Here is a 20079-nt window from a genome sequence, read left to right as displayed (position 1 = left end):
AAATAATTGATAGATGGTTGAGAGGATATCTTGAAAGGAGGAAGTATGTTAAAAAATTTTTTAGAAACAGAGTCAGGTAAAAAAATAATTATCGGACTTGGATTATTTGTTGTTGTCGTTGCTGGGCTCGTGGGGTATTCATTAATGAATACTACACAAGCAAATACAGATCAATCAGCAGACTCAACGACAGAAGAACAAGCAACGACAGAGTCAAGAGATCGTTTTAACGCGACGATCTACAGTGGTACCTGGTATTCTAATCTACCAGATGATACAGAAATCGAATTAGCAACTGATGGAACATATAAAGTCTCCAGTGATTGGTTTGAATCAGGGATCTATTATTTAAATACAAGTGGACAGGTAGTTTTAGAAAACGATAATAAGCAAACCAAAGAATTTGCCCTACAAACCAAGATGGGCAACACGATCTTATATCGAGAAGAGGATGGGGAGGATTTGTATCTTTATCCTACAGAAGAAGTAAAAGCGCAGTTAGAAGCAGAAATTTCTGAACAGATTGAAGCCGCGCAACGAGCAGTTTCACAAATGTGGATGGATATCTTGATGCAAGGAACATGGGAAAATACGAACAACAATCGTTCCTTTACGTTAGTGTTTGGAGAAGACACATTTACTCAGAAAAAAATTGAAGAAGGGAGATCAGATGAAGAAGTAACGTTTGAGTATCGAATTGTTTCATTTGATACTGATCATGAGGGTGCCAACTTTATCGTCAATCGAACAGACAGTGGGAATCTACAAAAAACAATCACTTTTAGAATCACTGAAGAAGCGAATCAATACAGGTTACTCGGAAATGAAGGAAGCTTCCAATGGAACACTCTATTTGAAAAGCCCTATGAGTCTGTACAAATGACACAAGATGGGACGAGTCGTTCAGACACCTCAAGAACACAAGAAACCACAGATGAAGAGGGCAATACAGTCACTATAACAGAAAGAGATGTGACCTAAATGCATAATAACACAGATAAAGATCCAGAAATCGATAAGCTCGAGAATATTTTTAAAAGAATGTTTCAAAAAGGCCCAATTTGGCTCTATAGATTCGTAAAAAAAGTTTTACAATTAGGAATAAAAGTATATCGAAAAGTCCAAGTATTTCGAAAAAACCGTAAAGAAGCACGAGAAAATCCGAAAAATAAAGATCTAAAAGAAAAAGGTCAAAAAGAAAAAGGAATTTTAGCCAGAGCTTGGAATTTTTTAAGGCAAAAATTCAGAACATTTCAGCAAAATCGCGCAGATGGGCGAGAAAAATTAATAGACAAAGGTTCAAAAGAAAAAGGAAACTTATCCAAAGCCTGGAACTTTGTCAAACGTAAACTTGTCATTAGTAGAGACCACCTGACAAGGGAGCAAGGGACTGCCTCAATGTCCCATGGCCGAAATTCAGCTGAAAAGCCCTTACTGTCTAGAAGTAATTCAGCTGAAAAAGGAGGCACTCCAGATGGAAAGCCGAGACTTTCCGCAATGACGAGTAGAGCGAGTAGCCAAGCAAAACTACACAATGATTCATTAAGAAGTCATGGCTTGGCAAGAAACCCACTAGCAAAAGGGGCACCATTACCAACGAGATAGACCGTAGATCCATAGACCAAAAAACAGGTGGAGAATTTCCACCTGTTTTTTATGTCTACAGTTGATTGAGAAGAATCGTTGCGAATAAACCAAGTGCATAACTACTGTTGAACAAAATCATATTTTTGATCGAATAGCTAAAACTGATAGGCTGCGGTAGACTCTCTTTGAATAGTTGGAGATTAAGATGGATTTTTGGTAAAGTCAAGAAAGCCAGAAGAATCGGCCATTGAAATATACCACTGATCAGTCCTATTAAAAGAATCAGGTAGCACGCATACATCAAAAGTTGAAACAGCATGATCCCGATTGGACGACCAATGTAGAAAACTAACGTATACCGATGATTTTCAATATCTCGCTCCAAATCGCGTAAATTATTCGCTAACATAATATTTGCTATCGTAAAAACAAGTGGGAGTGCTGCAAGAAAGATGGCGGCTACTGCCCAGATATTGCCAGATAAATTGAAGGTGCCAGTTGTTAAAGATAGGGTTAAATCAAATAGATCGCTACGATGAGTGTTGATATAGATGACCATCGTAAATATCCCTAAACCCATGGTAAAACCGCTGAAAATCTCTCCTAATGGCATACGTGATAAAGGGATAGGACCAAAAGTATAAAAGATTCCGATAAAACAACAAATCATACCCATCAGCAACAATAACCAACCGGTCCTCAATGTCAGTAATATACCGATGACTAAGACAAAAGCAATCATGGCCAAAATCATGTTTCGTACAAGCTTTGGTGAAATACCAGTCCGTCCAATGACGTTCTCTTCATATTTATAAATTTCCGAATGTGCTTTTTCATAATCCATATAGTTATTGATTGCGGTAGTTGCTAAGTCAAAGACAAGCATACCAATAAAAAACAGTAAAGTGTTCAACCACTGTATTTCGTGAAAAAAAGCGATAGAGAATAAAACCCCTATCGCAAAAGGAAATACACTAGCGACTTTCGTACGTAGTTCAACTACTTCTAAAAAGATTTTTAGTGTCATATCAGTTACTCCTTAGTTTAATTCAGAACGATTGCCCATGGTATATTTTGAATCTTCAGCGAGTTTGAAAGTGTCTTTGATTGGGTCTGTCACATAGACCTTATCATCTTTTGTAACAAAAATCGCCTCCGTTCCGTCATTCAGTTTATCCTCGATGTAAGCCAATCCATCTTTTACACCCATGGCGAAGACGGCAGTAGATAGTCCGTCACCATCGATCGATTGGTCTGTGATGATCGTGACACCAGCAATGTCATTGTCAAATGGATAACCAGTTTTTGGATCAAACAAGTGATGATATTTCACGCCATCGACTTCTAAATAGCGCTCATAAATTCCAGATGTGACTAATGTTTTATTTCTTTCTTTGATCGAGCCGAGGATCGATCCACGGGCAAGATTCGGATCTTGGATACCGACTGTCCAATCTTGATCTTCTCCTCTAGGACTGTGTCCAAGAACATAGACATTCCCACCTAGATCGACGATCGCAGTCGTTACATCATTGTCTTTCAAGACTTTGACGACTTCATCGGTAATGAACCCTTTCGCAATTGCCCCTAGATCAAGGATCATGCCTTTTTCTTGCAAGTAAACAGTCTTTTCCTCATCATTGAATTGGACTTTATGGTAGTCGACTAACTTCAATGCTTCATCAATTTCTGCTTGTGATGGCTTACGGGCATCATCGAAACCGATACGCCAGAGTTGTGTGATTGGACCGATTGCCATATCAAAGCCTCCATGTGAGTCTTCGCTATACTCATATGCTCGTTTTAATAAACGGTACACATCATCGGACACTTTGACTGGTTGGATTCCTGCTTGTTGATTGATTTCATCAACTTCGGAGCCGCTTTGATTGATCGTGATTTTATCGCCCAACTCTTTGACACGGTCAAAAGCAGGTTTTAATACGTCTTCTTTCCCTTCATCGTAGATACGGATACGCACGTAAGTACCAAGTAAAAATTGTTCATCTGTGTAAGGGTCAGAAAGCAGTGAAGTGTTGTTCTCTTGTTTTCCTTCCGTTGTTTGATCTGTGCTACAGCCCGCAATAGTCAGTAGGCACAAGAGCAAGACGAAAGGGAGTAATCGTTTCTTCAACATCTATTCCTCATTTCTTTTTATCTATTGCTTATTTCACATAAAAGAACTCTCTTAGTGAAATCAAAAAGTAAGCTCATGCTTTGTATTCTAATATAATCTGGCAGGAATGAACATCTTTTTTTCGGGGGATGTACGTTTATATAGAATAGAATAGAAAAAGAGATGTGACAGTTGCCACATCTCCAAAAGTATTATCGTAAAGGCAGATGAGCCTTTTGTAGGACAAAGTTTATTTTGTCACAATGTTGTCGACTTCAATTGTTTGTGTGTCACCTTTTTCAGCGGCATTCACTAATTGTTGTGCGTACATGATGAATGAATGTGCACTGTGTGTTGCACCAGTAATCACTTCAACATCTGCTGGAGAACCATCTTCTTCGCCCATTGCTGAAACAAGTTCATCGTTTAATTCTGGGATGTAAGTTTGAGGGTCAGTACCAGATTTTTCTTTCATCTTTTCGTTGTACTCTGTATCATCTTGTTTTGATTTGCCATCTGCATCGATGTAATCAAAGTTTGAGTCAGTAACTTTGCCATCTGCAACTGTCAATTCAAATTGTACACGGTAGCCATTTGAATAGTTTTTCTCTTCTAATTTGTATGTGCCGTCTTTAAGTTCAGCACCATTGTCGATTTCAATCGTTTCTGTGTTGCCTGCTTGAGCCGCTTGGATCAATTGTTGTGCATAGTTTTGGAAACTTTCTGATGAATGTGTCGCACCAGTAACAACTTCTACACCACTTGCGCTTTGTGCACTTAGCAATTGCTCATTTAATTCAGGAATGAACATTTCTGGATTTGTACCAGATTTCTCTTCCATTTTTTCGTTGTATTCTGTGTCATCTTGTTTTGATTTGCCATCTGCATCGATGTAATCAAAATTTGATTCAGTGATCTTACCGTCTTTCACGACCATTTCAAAGACTGAACGGTAACCATTAGAGTAGTTTTTCTCTTCTAACTTATATGTACCGTCTTGTAATTCTCCACCAGCAACGATTTCCTTAGATGATTCTGTTGTACTAGTTTCTGTTGTAGAAGATTGTGCAGTAGAAGTAGAAGAAGATGTACTACTTGAACTATCATTGTTATCTGATCCACAAGCTCCTAGCAATAATGTTGAGAATGCTAATACCGCAAACCCCGTAACAAACCGATTTTTCTTCATTTTTTAACCCCGCCATTTCATTTTTTGTCCACAAATTCCTTGTGATTCATTATACATTCTAATGGATATCATCAATAAGTCAACCGTTTTACAAAAATAACGGAAGTGATTTAATTGAGCGTTTTCTTTCTGGAATTTTCGTGAAAAACAGGCGTTTTTATTGTAACAAAAAAAACATAAAAAGGTGTTAGACAAATATATAAAACATCTATATAATGTATAAAGATTGTGTAATCATTATCAAATTGAAAAAACGATCAACTATTAATAATTTATATAGATGAAAAATAAGGAGCGGATATTCAATGACAAAGCAAAATATTGTCGTTGTGGGTGCTGGTTATGCAGGTGTTTCAGCTACAAAACACTTAGCAAAGAAACTGAAAAAAGAAGACGTAACAATCACATTGATTGATCGTCATTCGTACCACACGATGATGACAGAACTTCACGAAGTTGCAGGCGGACGTGTGGAACCAGAGGCGATCCAGTACGATTTACAACGATTATTTGCAAGACAAAAAAATGTAGATCTAGTTACTGATACAGTAATCGGCATCGACAAAGAGAAAAAAATCGTCAAAACCAAATTAGGCGCTTATCCATTCGACCAATTGATTTTAGGTATGGGTGGTGAACCAAATGATTTTGGTACGCCAGGTGTGAAAGAAAACGGCTTTACTCTTTGGTCATTTGAAGATTCCGTTAAGATTCGTAAGCACATTGAGAAAACAGTCGAAAAAGCAGCATTAGAACCAGACGAAAAATTGCGTAAAGCAATGTTGACGTTTGTTGTGTGTGGTTCTGGGTTTACGGGAATCGAAATGATCGGTGAGCTAGTAGATTGGAAAGATCGTTTAGCCAAAGACTACAAACTAGATCCAAATGAGATTACACTAATGGTTGTTGAAGCAATGCCAACGATTTTGAATATGTTGGACCGTAACGATGCAGCCAAAGCAGAACGTTATTTAAATAAAAAGAATGTTGAGCTATTATTGAATGCGCCAATCGTTGAAGTCGCTCCTGACCATATCAAATTAAAAGACGGTCGTGAAGTGCCTACGCATACATTGATTTGGACAGCAGGTGTCAAAGGAACAACAGATGCGGCTGATTTCGGATTAGAGACTGCACGCGGTCAACGTTTAGTAGCAAACGAATATATGCAAGCAAAAGGCTATGAAGAACAAAATATCTATATCATTGGTGACTTAGTGTATTACGAAGAATTCCCTAATACACCAACACCACAGATCGTTCAAGCCGCAGAACAAACTGGTCATACAGCTGCAGCGAATATCGTGGCTTCGATCAAAGGTGGCGAGAAACATAAATTCAAAGGCAATTATCAAGGATTCATGGTTTCAGTTGGCGCAAAATGGGGTGTAGCGAACCTTTTTGACAAAATCCATTTAAGTGGCTTTTTAGCAATCATCATGAAGCATATCGTCAACTTGAAATATTTCTTTGATATCCGTTCAGGTTATTATATGTTCCAATATATGATGCACGAATTCTTCCATATCAAAGATGATCGCAATGTGACTCGTGGTCATTCTTCTCGTTACGGCAATGTTTTATGGAGCGTCCCATTACGAATCTTCTACGGTCTCGTTTGGTTAGTCGAAGCTTCTAAGAAAATGATCGGTAATGGTGAAGTATTAAAACCAAGCACTTGGTTTGGTGAAGGTTCATGGTTTACTGGTAACAGTGTGTTCCCTTGGACTTGGGAGTACAATGTAGCAGATGTAGCAAGTGGGGCTTCAGCAGCAGGTGATGCAACAACAGCTGCGAGTGGCGCAGGTGCGACAACTGGAGAAGCAGCAACGCAAGCGGCACATTTTGGGTTGAGCTATGCGTATGGTGAAGAACCAATGGCAGTGCTTGATAAATCACCAGACTGGTTCAATAGCATCATGCAAGTCATCATGCCAAATAACGATGTAGCGATGTTCTTCCAAAAATTCATGGTCTTCTTTGAAATCGCGTTAGCGTTAGCATTGATTGCCGGTTTATTCACTTGGTTATGTAGTGCAACAACGATTGTCTTAGTCATCACTTTCTGTATTTCTGGTATGTTCTATTGGGTAAACATCTGGTTCATCTTTGTGGCTTTTGCATTGATGAATGGTTCAGGTCGTGCGATCGGTTTGGATCGTTGGGTGATTCCTTGGTTACAAAAAACACTCGGTAATTGGTGGTACGGGAAACCAAAGGCACGTTACGGCGAATAGAGAAAGTTAACAATTCAAACAATCAAAATGATTTTAGCAACTAAAATCATGACATGAGAAGAAATAAGGAGGAGCTTGGGGTGTGCAAACATTCCAAGCTCGTCTTTTTCTTAAATAGGTTCGTATAGAAATGATGAATGGATCAAATCCTTCGATTAGCTGAGTTGTGCCTCTCATTCACAACCTTCGTTATTCATGGTAAAATTGGAGCAATCAAATGAGGAGAAAAAGGGAGTGAGTACTTGAAAGAATTTATTCAAAAAAGTTTATTAAAACCTTGGGATATCATCATTATTCTTTTGTTAGTCATGCTCTCATTCTTACCGGTTGTCATCTTTAGTTATCAACAAGTGGATGCAACACCAAATAAAGAAGCGGTGCTACGAGTCGATGGAACAGAAATCAAGACTTTTCCGTTGGTAACTGAAACCAAAGCTTATACCTATTTATACGAAGATGATCATGGTGATAAAAACGTGATTGAGATTGATGGGGAACGAATTCGGATCAAAGAAGCAGACTGCGACGACCAGATTTGCGTTCGCCGAGGCTGGGCAACGAATAATGGTGAAACAATCGTTTGTTTGCCTCACAAATTAGTGATCGAAGTGCGATCAACAGACGGGAGTGGGGAAGACAGTCTGATTTATTAGACGGTTCACGTCATGAGTAAATTACAAAAAATGATCTATATATCTTTATTAGTTGCCCAAGGTGTGATCATCGGTTTATTGGAAAATATGATTCCTTATCCTTTCGCTTTTGCGCCAGGTGCAAAACTAGGATTGGCTAATTTGATTACGATTGTGGCAATTTTTACAATGAAAAAACGAGATAGCTTCTTATTACTTTGGTTGCGTTTATTTTTAACCACGTTATTAGGCGGCACGATTTCGACGTTTCTTTACAGTATGAGTGGTGCGTTATTGAGTTATGTAGGTATGTTGATAGTCAAACAACTGGGTCCTAAAAGGGTTAGCATTATTGGCATCAGCGCGACAGGTGGATTTATGCATAATGTCGGTCAGTTATTGACCGCGTCATTTATCGCTCAATCATGGACAGTCATGCTCTACTTACCGATTTTGTCATTCCTAGGTATTCTATCAGGATTGGCCATAGGGATAGCTGCTAATTATCTGCTGAAACATGTGAGAACACTTCAGCGTTTCCAAGCAGACTATGATCGACAGACCAATAGTCAATGGCAATCGGTATTTCTGAAAAAATAAGCGTTATACAAGGAGTTTTTTTATGAAGTTACATCAAATGTGGGTGGACTATCCAACGATCCAAGTGGAATTGAACCAAACACTAAAAAAAATGGAAAGTGTTGTTCGGCTGAAAAACAAACCAGTAGAAGAAGCGATAAAAGAAACGATTCATGCAGGTGGAAAGTTACTGCGTCCGGCGTATCAACTATTATTTGCTCAATTTGGCCCGGAGCAAGATCGCGATAAAGCCATTTCGTTGGCAGCATCTATTGAGATGCTACACATTGCGACGTTGATCCATGATGATATCGTTGATGAAGCTGACTTACGCAGAGGACAGCCAAACTTACGTAGCCGTTTTGGCAATAGTGTCGCTGTTTATGCCGGAGATTATTTATTTGTTTGCTGTTTCAAACTCTTGTCCGAATATACCTCCTCCTTAAAGAGTATGCAATTAAATGCACGAAGTATGGAAAAAGTATTGAATGGCGAGCTCGGGCAAATGGATGATAGATACAATACCCAGTTGACGGTTGAAGAATACTTACAGAATATTTCTGGTAAAACCGCTGAACTGTTTCAACTGAGTTGTTTTGTAGGTGCATACGAAAGTGGCACGAGCGAACGTTTTGCAAAAAAAGCCGGGGATATCGGGTTAGCGATCGGCATGGCGTTTCAAATCATTGATGACATTTTAGATTATACAAAACAAAGCGAAGACATCGGCAAGCCTGTATTGGAAGACATTCGTCAAGGGGTGTATTCTTTACCTTTGATCTATGCGTTACAAACAGACAAAAAAGCAGAATTACTTGAATATTTGTCCAAAGAAAAACAAATGACACAAGCAGAAGCTGAGAAGGTTCAACAATTAGTTATTGAAGCACAAGGAGTCGAAAGCGCCCAGAAGTTGGCAGAATCCTATACGAAACAAGCACTAAAAGAAATCAAAAAATTGCCAAATACCTCGGTACAAACAAAAGAAACATTAGAAACTTTGACGTCATTGATTCTAAGACGAGTAGACTAAGTTATATAAAATGAGGTTGTGACAGAAGTGTTCACCTCCGAGAAATATGCGTGAAACCCCGAAAATTGTTTTTCAAATTTTTTGGGGTTTCACGCTTATTTCTGAAGGAGTTACTTCTGGAACACCGTTTATTCGGTTCTAGGGGATGCAAGGTGACTAATGTCCCAAGCTCATTTTTTTCTTTGCACAGAAAAAGTGGTTTTGCACCCTCTGAAAGAAAGAGGTATGCTAAATAATAGGTATCGCATGGTTACTGATTTCCATTTAGTAGTTCCATACGTATCAGTAATTTGTTGCTCTTAAAAACATGAACCATTAATAGAATGGACATGGATCGTTTATCGAACAGGAGCTTACATCGTTTTATTTATGGACGTAAGTACATAAAATGACGGAGGAAGAATAAAGGAGGGAAATCAAAGCACATAAGAAATAATACATAATATTGAGTGAACCATGGACAAAACAAGTAGTTAAAACATTCATTTTTTTGTTTATTCTGACAATCAGTAGTGTTAACATTTTGGGGGAAATGTCGCTGAATGACAAGAATAAATGAGTCGATAAAAACCAGAGAAAGCCTTATGCAGTCTTGACTGATAAGGATTTCTCTGGTTTTTTATTTTTTATCTTCCAAGGCTCGGGCTAGTTTGTGGTCGATTGCTTAGTGTTTGGTTTAGACGATTGTTTTCCTTTTGGTGGTGTGCATGATTGATCCTATCTTTCAATGTAAGTTTCTGAGTCTCAGGTAAACTCTTTTTTTGTAATGATGTGGCCTGTAACTTATGACTAGACTTCCCAATTGCTTTATCTGTGTGGTCACGTTTTCTGGGAGGTTCAGTCCCTTTCGCATTACTTTTAGCATTTTCAGGAATCGTTTCGTAGATCGGTTCATCTCTCCTGTGAGAATTTTTATTGGAATCCACTTTTCTATCTATTCCATTTGCTAGTTTTTTTGTATCAAACATTACTTTTTGCTGTCGATTCGCATAAGGTTCTTTAGAAATACTTTTATGTATTTCATTGAACTTACGATTCGCTTCCACAACAGCATCAGGCACTTCTTTTTTTATGCGGTCACGTATTTCAGGGAGTGGCACATCTTTTTCTCTGCTTTTCGTATCATCAGACATCGTTTTGTAGACCGGTTCAGCAGAGTCTGTATATCGTTCTACCAGTTTATCCACTTGTTTTGGTGACACCTTGTCGATTTTATCAAGTAAATCCTGCGCTCTTTGTTCATTATTTTTGATGCCAGTGGTTAGTTCTCTATATTTTTTTGAAGATGTGGAACGATCGGTAAGCTGTTCTCTTTCTCCCTTTAGCTCGTGAATCCGAGCTACTGTATTCATCAGGCTTTTTGTCAGTTGTTTGATTTCTGTACCTGGACTTTTTGGTAGGTGCTTACTTAATTCCCTTGAGCGCTGTCTCATCTTTTCTACTGACATATTGTTTTCTTTACGATTATCCATAATTAGTTCCTCATCTCTTGTCTTGGTTACATAAACAAAAATAGCATTTTAATCTTCTTGATTTATACCGATAATTTCTAAGTAAGGAAAATTAGTGTGACCATTTCTTGCTCTTGAAACATGAGCGAGAAAACAAAGAAGGGAAAAGCTTGTTTGGTAGCATAAAAAAGGATATTGACCATTATTTTTTGGTCAATATCCTAGATTATTTAGTTTAAAGTTGTTTTACTTTGAAAGAGCAGGATTAGTTTTTGGTCGATTATTTAGTGTTGGATTTGCTTTTTCTTGGGCGTTAGCTTTGACCTTTTCCTGTGCGTTAGCTAACTTCTCAGTCAACGGCGGTTTCAGAATTCCTTTTACAGGTTCTCCTTTTAAAATTTTAATTTGATCAATCAATAATTTTTTTTGGTTCATTAATTCTTCTTTATTTTTCCCACCAAATAAATTCATGATTTTGCCAGTTAACGTCTTATTTCTTTTTTTGAAAGTAGCTAGGTTTTTTTCCGTTTGGTGTAACTTTTTGTTGGCTTTATCTAGCGTAAGTTTTTGACTCCTATCATCCTTAATAGGTTGTTTTTTGATTTCGATTGTTCTCTCTCTTTTATCATATGATTTTGAAGATATATCTTTATGGGCTTCATTGAATTTATCATTAGCAGATTTAACAGCCGACTGAATTTCTTCTTTTGATCGAGCCCTTTTTGATGTGATTGGGACATCGACCTCTTTCATCCTATTTTTCCTATCTCCAGGAATGGTTTCATAGATAGGTTCATTAACGATTTTCTCATTGCTCTTCGTGACGTTTTTGTCTTGGCTGAAATGGTTATCTATGTATTTCTCCAATCTGTCGGCATGTGGGGGTGAAATTTTTTCGATTTTTTCATACAAAACATGAACTCTTTTTCTATGGGTTCTGATAGCTTCTGTTAGTTCTTGATATTTTTCTGAAGATTTCGAAATGTCCCCAAGTGCCTCTCGTTTTCCTTTTAACTCTTCGATCTTATTTTCAGAGTTGATAATTTGATTCGACAGTTGAGTGATTGCTGTTTTCTCCCCCTGTGTGATAGGTTGTTTATCTTGCTCATTCTTAGCCATATCTATCTCCTTTTCTTATTGGTTATATATAAACAAACATAACATTTTCTCATTGATATACAGTGCCGATAATTTCTATTAAGAAAAATTTTTGATATAAAACGTGTAATTGTAAAACGTTGTAAAATGAATGATAAAACATGTATATTGATCGAATGATAGAACTTCCTCTTTGGGATTTCGTGTATCTTTTTGTAATGAAACAAAGTAAATAAAATAACTAACTATAAATATATGGATTACTTGAACCACTTTAGCTAGAAAATCTTTATCTGTGTGGGCGATGATCATGATCTGCTAAAACCAGGGGATTGTGTTCGATCTCCACGCTGTTTTTGATTTTTCATTTGTTGTTCTTGTTTATTATGAGCGTCAGTTACTTGTTCTTTAAATGTTGGTTTTAGGATACCTTTTTGCGGTTTTTTTTGCGGTTGTTCGAGAGTGTTTATCAAATCAGTTTTCTTATCTTTTAAACTTTGGATTTTTTTTCTTTGAAAGGCATTCGCAATCAGACCGAAAATATTTTTTTTACGATTTTGGTACTTTTGTAATTTTTTCTCGATTTTCTGCAAATTATGTTTAGTTGCTTGCATCAACTTCTTCTTCTCAGCTATTTTTTCGCTTTCGGACAGGGTTTTTCCCGTGTCTATTCTTAGCTTTTTGTTCATTTTAGGTTCAGGAGATGAGTTGCGGTAAGATTGATTGAACTTTTCATTGGCCTTCGCTACTTTGATTGCAGAAATTTCTTTAGGTGTTAGTGGACAAGCGACTTTGCCATAAGGGGAATCAGCAAATTTTTTTTCTAACTTCGTTGCAATTTTTGAATCAATAGTCCCCAGTTGATGGTAAAGATTATCTGCTTGTTTTCGATGAAGTTGGATACCTTCAGTGTATATAGCGAATTCTTCTTTTACGTTAGGATTGCTAACGAGACCATCTCTTTCTTTTGCAAGCGCCTGTATTATTTTTTCTGTATTCATGATCTTTTCTGTCAGGCTGTCTATTTTTTCTGTTCGTTTTTCCTGTTGCTGTGCGAGTGATTGCCGGGGCGTAGAAAGCTTTTGTACAACGGACTGACGAGGTTCAGATTTTACTTGAGAAACGGATTGTCGTTTCGGCGACTGATCAACGGATTCTCGACGATTGCTTTTTACTTGTTGGCGTTCTTGTTCTTTTAGGACAAGTTTCATTGCGCGATGACTGTAGATGTTATTTCGATTATTGTTTAGTTCTTTATTTACGTTATTGAGTTTTGTTGTTGCCTTGTTATATTGATCCGGATTGGCTGTTCTGCTCGAATATTTTTTTACTTCACTTTTAATTTCCTTGATTTGTTCATTCAACTCGCTGTCTTTTTCGTTTAAACGTTCAATTTTCTGGTCGATTTGTTTAGCAGACAACTGGATATTTTCAGCTGTGATCGATGTTGTCTGTTGTGAGAATCTTTTCACAATATCTAATTGTTTACTGATCCTATGAAAGGCGTTGTCAGAAAGATTCGGCGCTTTTAAATTTATAGTTAACGATTGCTCTTTTATCAATATGTGTAATCTCAAGCGAGATAAACTTTCTTGACCGATTGCTTGTGGGTTTAAAACACCATCTCTAATGGCTGTATTTAAAAATCTTGTCACCTCTATATTTTTTTTAAGTTTCTCCATTGTTTCTCCTCAGTTATCTTTATTAATATATAAAAAAAATATCATTTTTCAACTGTTGGTATGTACCGATTATTTCTATAATATGTAAATTTTTAGTATTGATCTTTTGCTAAAAGATGTTATTTTGGATGGATTGCAGAGCAGAGGTGACTTTCGTTCATGTTATGGATTAAATTACTCAAATGGATCGATTCGTTTATTTAAAACAATCTTTTTTTGTTTTTGGAAAAAAATTGTCCCCAACAAGAAAAATTCCATGCTATATTCTGGATTAAAGAACGCTATGAATAAAGGAGAGCAGCTGTGAGAAAAGAATATACATCAGAATTAACGCAATTAACGGTGATTGAAATCGTAACAAAATTAAGTGAGAAGAAAAGAAATTTTTCATTTCGTGATATTGAAGAAGAGTATCAGCAACCTTTGTCTGCGGCAGATAAATTTTTGATCCGCTGTTTGATTGTAAAAAAATTCAACTTGAAGATCGAATATTTTTCTTCTTCTAAAGCAAATCAATTACAATTTTGCAAAATTTGAGAATAGTTAATTGAGGTTGGGATTAGCCAGTAAGAGATCGTTGAATTTAATGTGGAAATAAAAAATGTTGTAATTCAATACAAAACAATTCATTCATTTTCTTGTGCGTTATGATACAAACAGAACGACAGCAAAACAAAAAAGGGGGCGTTAAATGGAAGAGGGTTCTGTATAGGAAGAAGCTGAGAAAGCGATCGTTGGTCTTCAATAGATACGCTTATGAATGAATTAGAAGTAGTAAATAGAGGAAACAACACACACATAGAACACCACTTGATTGCCGAAAACTATTTCGGGGAAAAATAGTTACTCGGTCTTAATTGCTTGACGACGTGCATCACAGATTGCGACAGAGCATCTAGATAAAAGCGTAGGCAAATGTTATCAGGTGTCCATTAGTATTGACAGGCAGTAGTTTGATTGTTCTACTGCTACTGACAATAGCACATAGTACTATCCTATTTAAAATAGGGAATCGAACATAGAACAAACATATAGAACTAAAACATAGAACTAAAACATAGAACTAAAACATAGAACAAACATATAGAACTAAAACATATAGTTAAAACATAGAACAAACATAGAACAAACATAGAAATTAGATGTAGACTCAGAAGTAAAATGAAACACATCATGTAGGACCTCAAACATAGAACCAAGCACATAGTAGAAAAAATATAGTACATCGTAAAGAAGCTTGCATGTTTTCTCGCGACATCAAGCTTATGAAAATAAAGCGAGCATGACAAATCCACCATTGATAAAAAAGAGGCTAGGAAACGAACTAGCCTCTTTTTGCTGATGGTAGCCCATCGATTTCTGTTAAGCTGACTTCACCAGAGAGTAGTTGGAAGCGCTGGTTTGGCGTATCTACGATCAGTTCTCCTTTTGGACCGATTGCTTGGGCAATTCCTTGATAAGATTTTCCTTGTCGGGTAAAGCTGACAGACTTACCTAGGACAAATGACCGTTCTGTGTAAAGATCAAAATAGGTGTGCGAAGGGTCGGCTAAATACCTAAAGAAATGTTTCCAAATCGCGCAGATCAATTGATTTCTAGTCATCGATGCTTCACCATCAGGAAACAAGGAGGTCGCTTTTTGCTGGATCTCATCAGGAAATTGCGTTTGAGGGATCGAAAAATTCAAGCCCACACCAATAATCACCGAACGAATTTCACCACTTTCCATATCGCTTACCGCTTCAGATAAAATTCCACAAACCTTTTTCCCTTCAAGGTAGATATCGTTGACCCATTTGATCATGGCATGTTTTCCTGTCGTTTCTTGAATCGCTTTGACACATGCACTGGCAGCAATCAACGTATATTGTGGCAATTCCTCAAAATGCTTTTGTGGATGCAATAATAGGCTCATGTAGACTCCTTGACCTGGTTGAGCGAAAAAGGAACGTCCAAAACGTCCATGGGCTTGTTCTTGTGTATCCGCGATAAATAAACTAGGTTTCGTAGTATCCATATTAGATGCCGATTTAGCATCTTTCATGGTGGATTCAGATTGTGATAATACCTTCACTTGAACATCAAAAGAGGATAATGCTTGGGAAATCTCTACAGGATCTAATACATCGGAGGGGAGATAACGATACCCTTTCGCTTGGTGGTCAAAGCGAAAACCTTCTTTTTCTAATTCTTTGATGGCTTTCCAAATACTCGTTCGGGAGACATTCAGTTGTTGGGCGATTTTTTCACCAGATAGAAATGTTGGAGTATTTTTTAAAAGGTGTAGTACCTTGGCTTTTGTCGTCATCGATCAAGCTCCTTTCTACTATTTATATATTAGCAGATTTACGATCGAATGAGGACAGCGCGTCATACTTTTTGTTTGAGTCGCTATAAAGACGGAAAGACTTTGTGAGGGAGAGTCACTCAATTAGGAATGGACAAAATTGGAACAAAAAAGAAAGATTAAGAAACAATTACGAAAATTTACAGGAAACGCCAGGAAGTGTTGACTTTTACGTTTAAACAGTGTATTATATGAAGTTGCAAAAACTATCTGATGAAGCGAAGGCAGAAACGAAATATTGTCCGTTTCGGCTTTAATATAAGGAAACAAAAGTAGAAGCTCACGTAGGCAAGTACTCAAGAGAACGTTCTATTTTTGGTTTTTTTTTGCCTAAAAGCCGCAAAAAATGTCTGTTGTTACCTAAATATAATATTTTTAATATTATTGTAACAATTGATCGGGTAGTCTTTTTGAATGACATTTTAGAGGGGTGAAGAGCTTGGCTGGACACGTAGTAAAATACGGAAAACATCGCGAACGTAGAAGTTTCGCACGAATCAGTGAAGTGTTGGAATTACCAAATTTGATCGAAATTCAAACAGACTCGTACCAATGGTTCTTGGATGAAGGACTAAGAGAAATGTTTGAAGATATTTTGCCAATCGATGACTTCAATGGCAATCTTTCTTTGGAATTTGTAGATTATGAATTGAAAGAACCAAAGTACACAGTAGCAGAAGCACGCGCACATGACGCAAATTACTCTGCACCATTACATGTGACTTTACGTTTAACAAACCGTGAGACAGGTGAAATCAAAGCGCAAGAAGTATTCTTCGGTGATTTCCCATTGATGACAGAGCAAGGTACATTCATCATCAACGGTGCGGAACGTGTTATCGTTTCCCAATTAGTCCGTTCACCAGGTGTTTACTTCCATGGGAAAGTAGACAAAAACGGTAAAGAAGGATTCGGTTCAACTGTGATCCCTAACCGTGGCGCATGGTTAGAAATGGAAACTGATGCAAAAGACATCTCTTATGTACGTATCGACCGCACACGTAAGATTCCATTGACTGTGTTAGTTCGTGCATTAGGTTTCGGTTCAGATGACACGATTTTTGAAATCTTTGGGGATAGTGAAACATTACGTAACACGATCGAAAAAGATTTACACAAAAATGCAAGTGATTCTAGAACAGAAGAAGGATTAAAAGATATCTACGAGCGTCTTCGCCCAGGCGAACCAAAAACAGCAGATAGTTCACGTAACTTGCTGAATGCCCGCTTCTTTGATCCAAAACGTTACGACTTAGCAAATGTTGGTCGTTACAAAGTAAACAAAAAACTAGACTTGAAAACACGTCTATTGAACTTAACGTTAGCTGAAACATTGGTTGATCCTGAAACAGGCGAGATCATTGTTGAAAAAGGAACAGCTTTGACCCATCAAGTGATGGAAACATTAGCACCGTTCATCGACAATGGTTTGAACTCTGTGACTTACTACCCAACAGAAGATGGCGTAGTCACTGATCCAATGACTGTCCAAGTGATCAAAGTCTTTTCACCAAAAGACCCAGAACGTGAAGTCAACGTGATCGGTAACGGCTATCCAGACACAACAGTGAAAACTGTTCGTCCAGCGGATATCGTTGCTTCAATGAGCTATTTCTTGAACTTGATGGAAGGCATCGGCAACGTGGACGATATCGACCACTTAGGAAATCGTCGTATCCGTTCTGTCGGAGAACTTTTACAAAATCAATTCCGTATCGGATTAGCACGTATGGAACGTGTCGTACGTGAAAGAATGTCGATCCAAGATACAGAAACATTGACACCACAACAATTGATCAATATCCGTCCAGTTGTTGCAAGTATCAAAGAATTCTTTGGTTCTTCACAATTGTCTCAGTTCATGGACCAAACCAATCCATTGGGCGAATTGACACACAAACGTCGTCTTTCTGCCTTAGGACCTGGTGGTTTGACTCGTGACCGTGCCGGCTATGAAGTACGTGACGTTCACTACTCCCACTATGGCCGTATGTGTCCGATCGAAACGCCTGAGGGACCAAATATCGGGTTGATCAATAGTTTATCTAGTTACGCGAAAGTAAACAAATTTGGTTTTATCGAAACGCCTTATCGTCGTGTTGATCGTGAAACAGGACGTGTGACAGAGCAAATCGATTATTTAACAGCTGACATCGAGGACCATTATATCGTTGCCCAAGCAAACAGTAAGTTGAATGATGACGGTACATTTGCTGAAGAAATCGTCATGGCTCGTGCCCAAAGTGAAAACTTAGAAGTATCGATCGATAAAGTCGATTATATGGACGTTTCACCGAAACAAGTAGTTGCGGTAGCGACAGCATGTATTCCTTTCTTGGAAAACGATGACTCCAACCGTGCCTTGATGGGTGCCAACATGCAGCGTCAAGCAGTGCCATTGATCAATCCACAAGCACCTTGGGTTGGTACTGGTATGGAATATAAATCAGCTCATGACTCAGGAGCTGCGTTACTATGTAAACACGATGGTGTAGTTGAATTTGTTGATGCTTCTGAGATCCGCGTACGTCGCGACAATGGCGCATTAGACAAATACTCAGTGACAAAATTCCGTCGTTCAAACTCTGGAACAAGTTACAACCAACGCCCAATCGTTCATTTAGGTGAGAAAGTCGAAAAAGGGGATACCTTGGCAGACGGCCCATCAATGGAACAAGGTGAAATGGCTCTAGGACAAAACGTCTTAGTCGGTTTCATGACTTGGGAAGGATACAACTACGAAGATGCGATCATCATGAGTCGTCGTCTTGTCAAAGACGATGTGTACACATCGATCCATATTGAAGAATATGAATCAGAAGCTCGTGATACAAAATTAGGACCTGAAGAAATCACTCGCGAAATCCCGAACGTCGGTGAAGACGCATTGAAAGACTTAGACGAAATGGGGATCATTCGTATTGGGGCAGAAGTCCAAGACGGTGACTTATTAGTCGGTAAAGTAACACCAAAAGGGGTAACTGAACTTTCAGCAGAAGAAAGATTATTGCATGCGATCTTCGGTGAAAAAGCACGTGAAGTACGTGATACTTCTCTACGTGTACCGCATGGTGGAGGCGGGATCGTTCACGATGTGAAGATCTTTACTCGTGAAGCTGGCGATGAATTATCACCAGGTGTCAACATGTTAGTTCGTGTGTATATCGTTCAAAAACGTAAAATCCATGAAGGGGATAAAATGGCCGGACGTCACGGTAATAAAGGGGTTGTTTCCCGTATTATGCCGGAAGAAGATATGCCATTCTTACCTGATGGAACACCGATCGACATCATGTTGAACCCACTAGGGGTACCATCACGTATGAACATCGGACAAGTATTGGAATTGCATTTAGGGATGGCTGCACGTCAATTAGGCATCCACGTTGCAACACCAGTATTTGATGGTGCAAGTGATGAAGACGTATGGGAAACAGTTCGTGAAGCTGGTATGGCTAGCGATGCGAAAACTGTTCTTTATGACGGACGTACAGGTGAACCATTTGACGGACGTGTGTCTGTCGGTGTGATGTACATGATCAAACTTGCTCACATGGTTGACGACAAGTTACATGCACGTTCAATTGGACCTTACTCACTAGTTACGCAACAACCATTAGGTGGTAAAGCGCAATTTGGTGGACAACGTTTTGGGGAAATGGAAGTTTGGGCACTGGAAGCATACGGTGCGGCTTATACCTTACAAGAAATCTTGACATACAAATCAGATGACGTAGTCGGACGTGTGAAAACATACGAAGCAATCGTCAAAGGTGAACCAATTCCAAAACCAGGTGTACCTGAATCCTTCCGCGTATTAGTCAAAGAATTACAATCACTAGGATTAGACATGCGTGTCCTAGACATCCAAGACAGCGAGATCGAACTTCGCGACATGGATGACGAAGACGATGATTTGATCACAGTGGATGCTTTGACAAAATTCGCTGAACAACAAACAGCAAAAGAACTAGAAAAACAAGCTGCTGAACAAGTCGAAGATGAAAGACAAGATATCATCCAAAACTTTGAAACCGCAGAAGATAATTTAGACTAATCCGGTCTGAGATACTGTGAGGCGGTCGAAGATCAGCCGCCTTACGGTTTTGCCATTAAACGAAATGGAGG

15 protein-coding genes are annotated in these 20079 nt (G+C 38.3%); 8 read left to right on the top strand and 7 right to left on the bottom strand.

The window, feature by feature from the left end:
* Positions 1-45 precede the first annotated feature (45 nt).
* Positions 46-981 (top strand): hypothetical protein, encoded by a 936-nt coding sequence (locus EM4838_RS13980; RefSeq protein WP_071867583.1) that lies wholly within the window; start codon positions 46-48, stop codon positions 979-981.
* Complete coding sequence (locus EM4838_RS13975) at positions 982-1605, top strand: hypothetical protein (protein ID WP_071867582.1); 624 nt, start codon at positions 982-984, stop codon at positions 1603-1605. It abuts the gene before it with no gap.
* A gap of 55 nt (positions 1606-1660) precedes the next feature.
* Here the strand turns inward: EM4838_RS13975 and menA are convergent, their stop codons facing one another.
* The 3 genes from menA to pplA form a co-directional block, all read right to left on the bottom strand.
* Positions 1661-2614, bottom strand: coding sequence for a 1,4-dihydroxy-2-naphthoate polyprenyltransferase (gene menA / locus EM4838_RS13970; protein WP_071867581.1), 954 nt, complete (start codon positions 2612-2614; stop codon positions 1661-1663).
* Between the two features lie 12 nt (positions 2615-2626).
* Positions 2627-3724 carry an FAD:protein FMN transferase gene (locus EM4838_RS13965; RefSeq protein WP_071867580.1) on the bottom strand — a complete coding sequence of 366 codons (1098 nt, stop codon included), beginning with the start codon at positions 3722-3724 and terminating at the stop codon, positions 2627-2629.
* Between the two features lie 229 nt (positions 3725-3953).
* The gene (pplA, locus tag EM4838_RS13960; RefSeq protein ID WP_071867579.1) at positions 3954-4892 is read right to left on the bottom strand and encodes an extracellular electron transfer flavoprotein PplA; all 939 of its coding nucleotides are present in this window, start codon (positions 4890-4892) and stop codon (positions 3954-3956) included.
* A gap of 305 nt (positions 4893-5197) precedes the next feature.
* On the opposite strand from pplA, the gene EM4838_RS13955 reads away from it, so the two are divergent.
* The 4 genes from EM4838_RS13955 (at position 5198) to EM4838_RS13940 (ending at position 9373) form a co-directional block, all read left to right on the top strand.
* Entirely contained in the window at positions 5198-7129 is a 1932-nt protein-coding gene (locus EM4838_RS13955) for an NAD(P)/FAD-dependent oxidoreductase (RefSeq protein ID WP_071867578.1), read from the top strand.
* A 242-nt stretch (positions 7130-7371) separates the two neighbouring features.
* Positions 7372-7782 (top strand): NusG domain II-containing protein, encoded by a 411-nt coding sequence (locus EM4838_RS13950; RefSeq protein WP_010733917.1) that lies wholly within the window; start codon positions 7372-7374, stop codon positions 7780-7782.
* A 12-nt stretch (positions 7783-7794) separates the two neighbouring features.
* On the top strand, positions 7795-8361 hold the full coding sequence (locus EM4838_RS13945) for a Gx transporter family protein (RefSeq protein WP_010733918.1): 567 nt from the start codon (positions 7795-7797) through the stop codon (positions 8359-8361).
* A 22-nt stretch (positions 8362-8383) separates the two neighbouring features.
* Entirely contained in the window at positions 8384-9373 is a 990-nt protein-coding gene (locus EM4838_RS13940) for a polyprenyl synthetase family protein (protein ID WP_071867577.1), read from the top strand.
* A gap of 626 nt (positions 9374-9999) precedes the next feature.
* On the opposite strand, the gene EM4838_RS13935 is transcribed toward EM4838_RS13940, so the two are convergent.
* From EM4838_RS13935 to EM4838_RS13920, 3 genes are all read right to left on the bottom strand, one after another.
* Complete coding sequence (locus EM4838_RS13935) at positions 10000-10845, bottom strand: hypothetical protein (RefSeq protein WP_071867576.1); 846 nt, start codon at positions 10843-10845, stop codon at positions 10000-10002.
* A gap of 225 nt (positions 10846-11070) precedes the next feature.
* The gene (locus EM4838_RS13930; protein WP_071867575.1) at positions 11071-11943 is read right to left on the bottom strand and encodes a hypothetical protein; all 873 of its coding nucleotides are present in this window, start codon (positions 11941-11943) and stop codon (positions 11071-11073) included.
* Positions 11944-12230: 287 nt separating this feature from the next.
* Positions 12231-13604, bottom strand: coding sequence for a hypothetical protein (locus EM4838_RS13920; RefSeq protein ID WP_071867573.1), 1374 nt, complete (start codon positions 13602-13604; stop codon positions 12231-12233).
* 303 nt (positions 13605-13907) lie between these two features.
* Here EM4838_RS13920 and EM4838_RS13915 point away from each other — a divergent pair, with 303 nt between their 5' ends.
* The gene (locus EM4838_RS13915; protein WP_071867572.1) at positions 13908-14141 is read left to right on the top strand and encodes a hypothetical protein; all 234 of its coding nucleotides are present in this window, start codon (positions 13908-13910) and stop codon (positions 14139-14141) included.
* A 787-nt stretch (positions 14142-14928) separates the two neighbouring features.
* On the opposite strand, the gene EM4838_RS13910 is transcribed toward EM4838_RS13915, so the two are convergent.
* Positions 14929-15912 carry a biotin--[acetyl-CoA-carboxylase] ligase gene (locus EM4838_RS13910; RefSeq protein WP_071867571.1) on the bottom strand — a complete coding sequence of 328 codons (984 nt, stop codon included), beginning with the start codon at positions 15910-15912 and terminating at the stop codon, positions 14929-14931.
* A gap of 478 nt (positions 15913-16390) precedes the next feature.
* Between EM4838_RS13910 and rpoB the strand changes: the two genes are divergently transcribed.
* Complete coding sequence (gene rpoB / locus EM4838_RS13900) at positions 16391-20008, top strand: DNA-directed RNA polymerase subunit beta (protein WP_010733925.1); 3618 nt, start codon at positions 16391-16393, stop codon at positions 20006-20008.
* The last annotated feature ends 71 nt before the right edge of the window (positions 20009-20079 follow it).

It is taken from the genome of Enterococcus mundtii (genome assembly GCF_002813755.1).
Classification (GTDB): domain Bacteria; phylum Bacillota; class Bacilli; order Lactobacillales; family Enterococcaceae; genus Enterococcus_B; species Enterococcus_B mundtii.
Note: the sequence above shows the minus strand (reverse complement) of the source record. Positions and strands in the feature narration are given on the sequence as shown.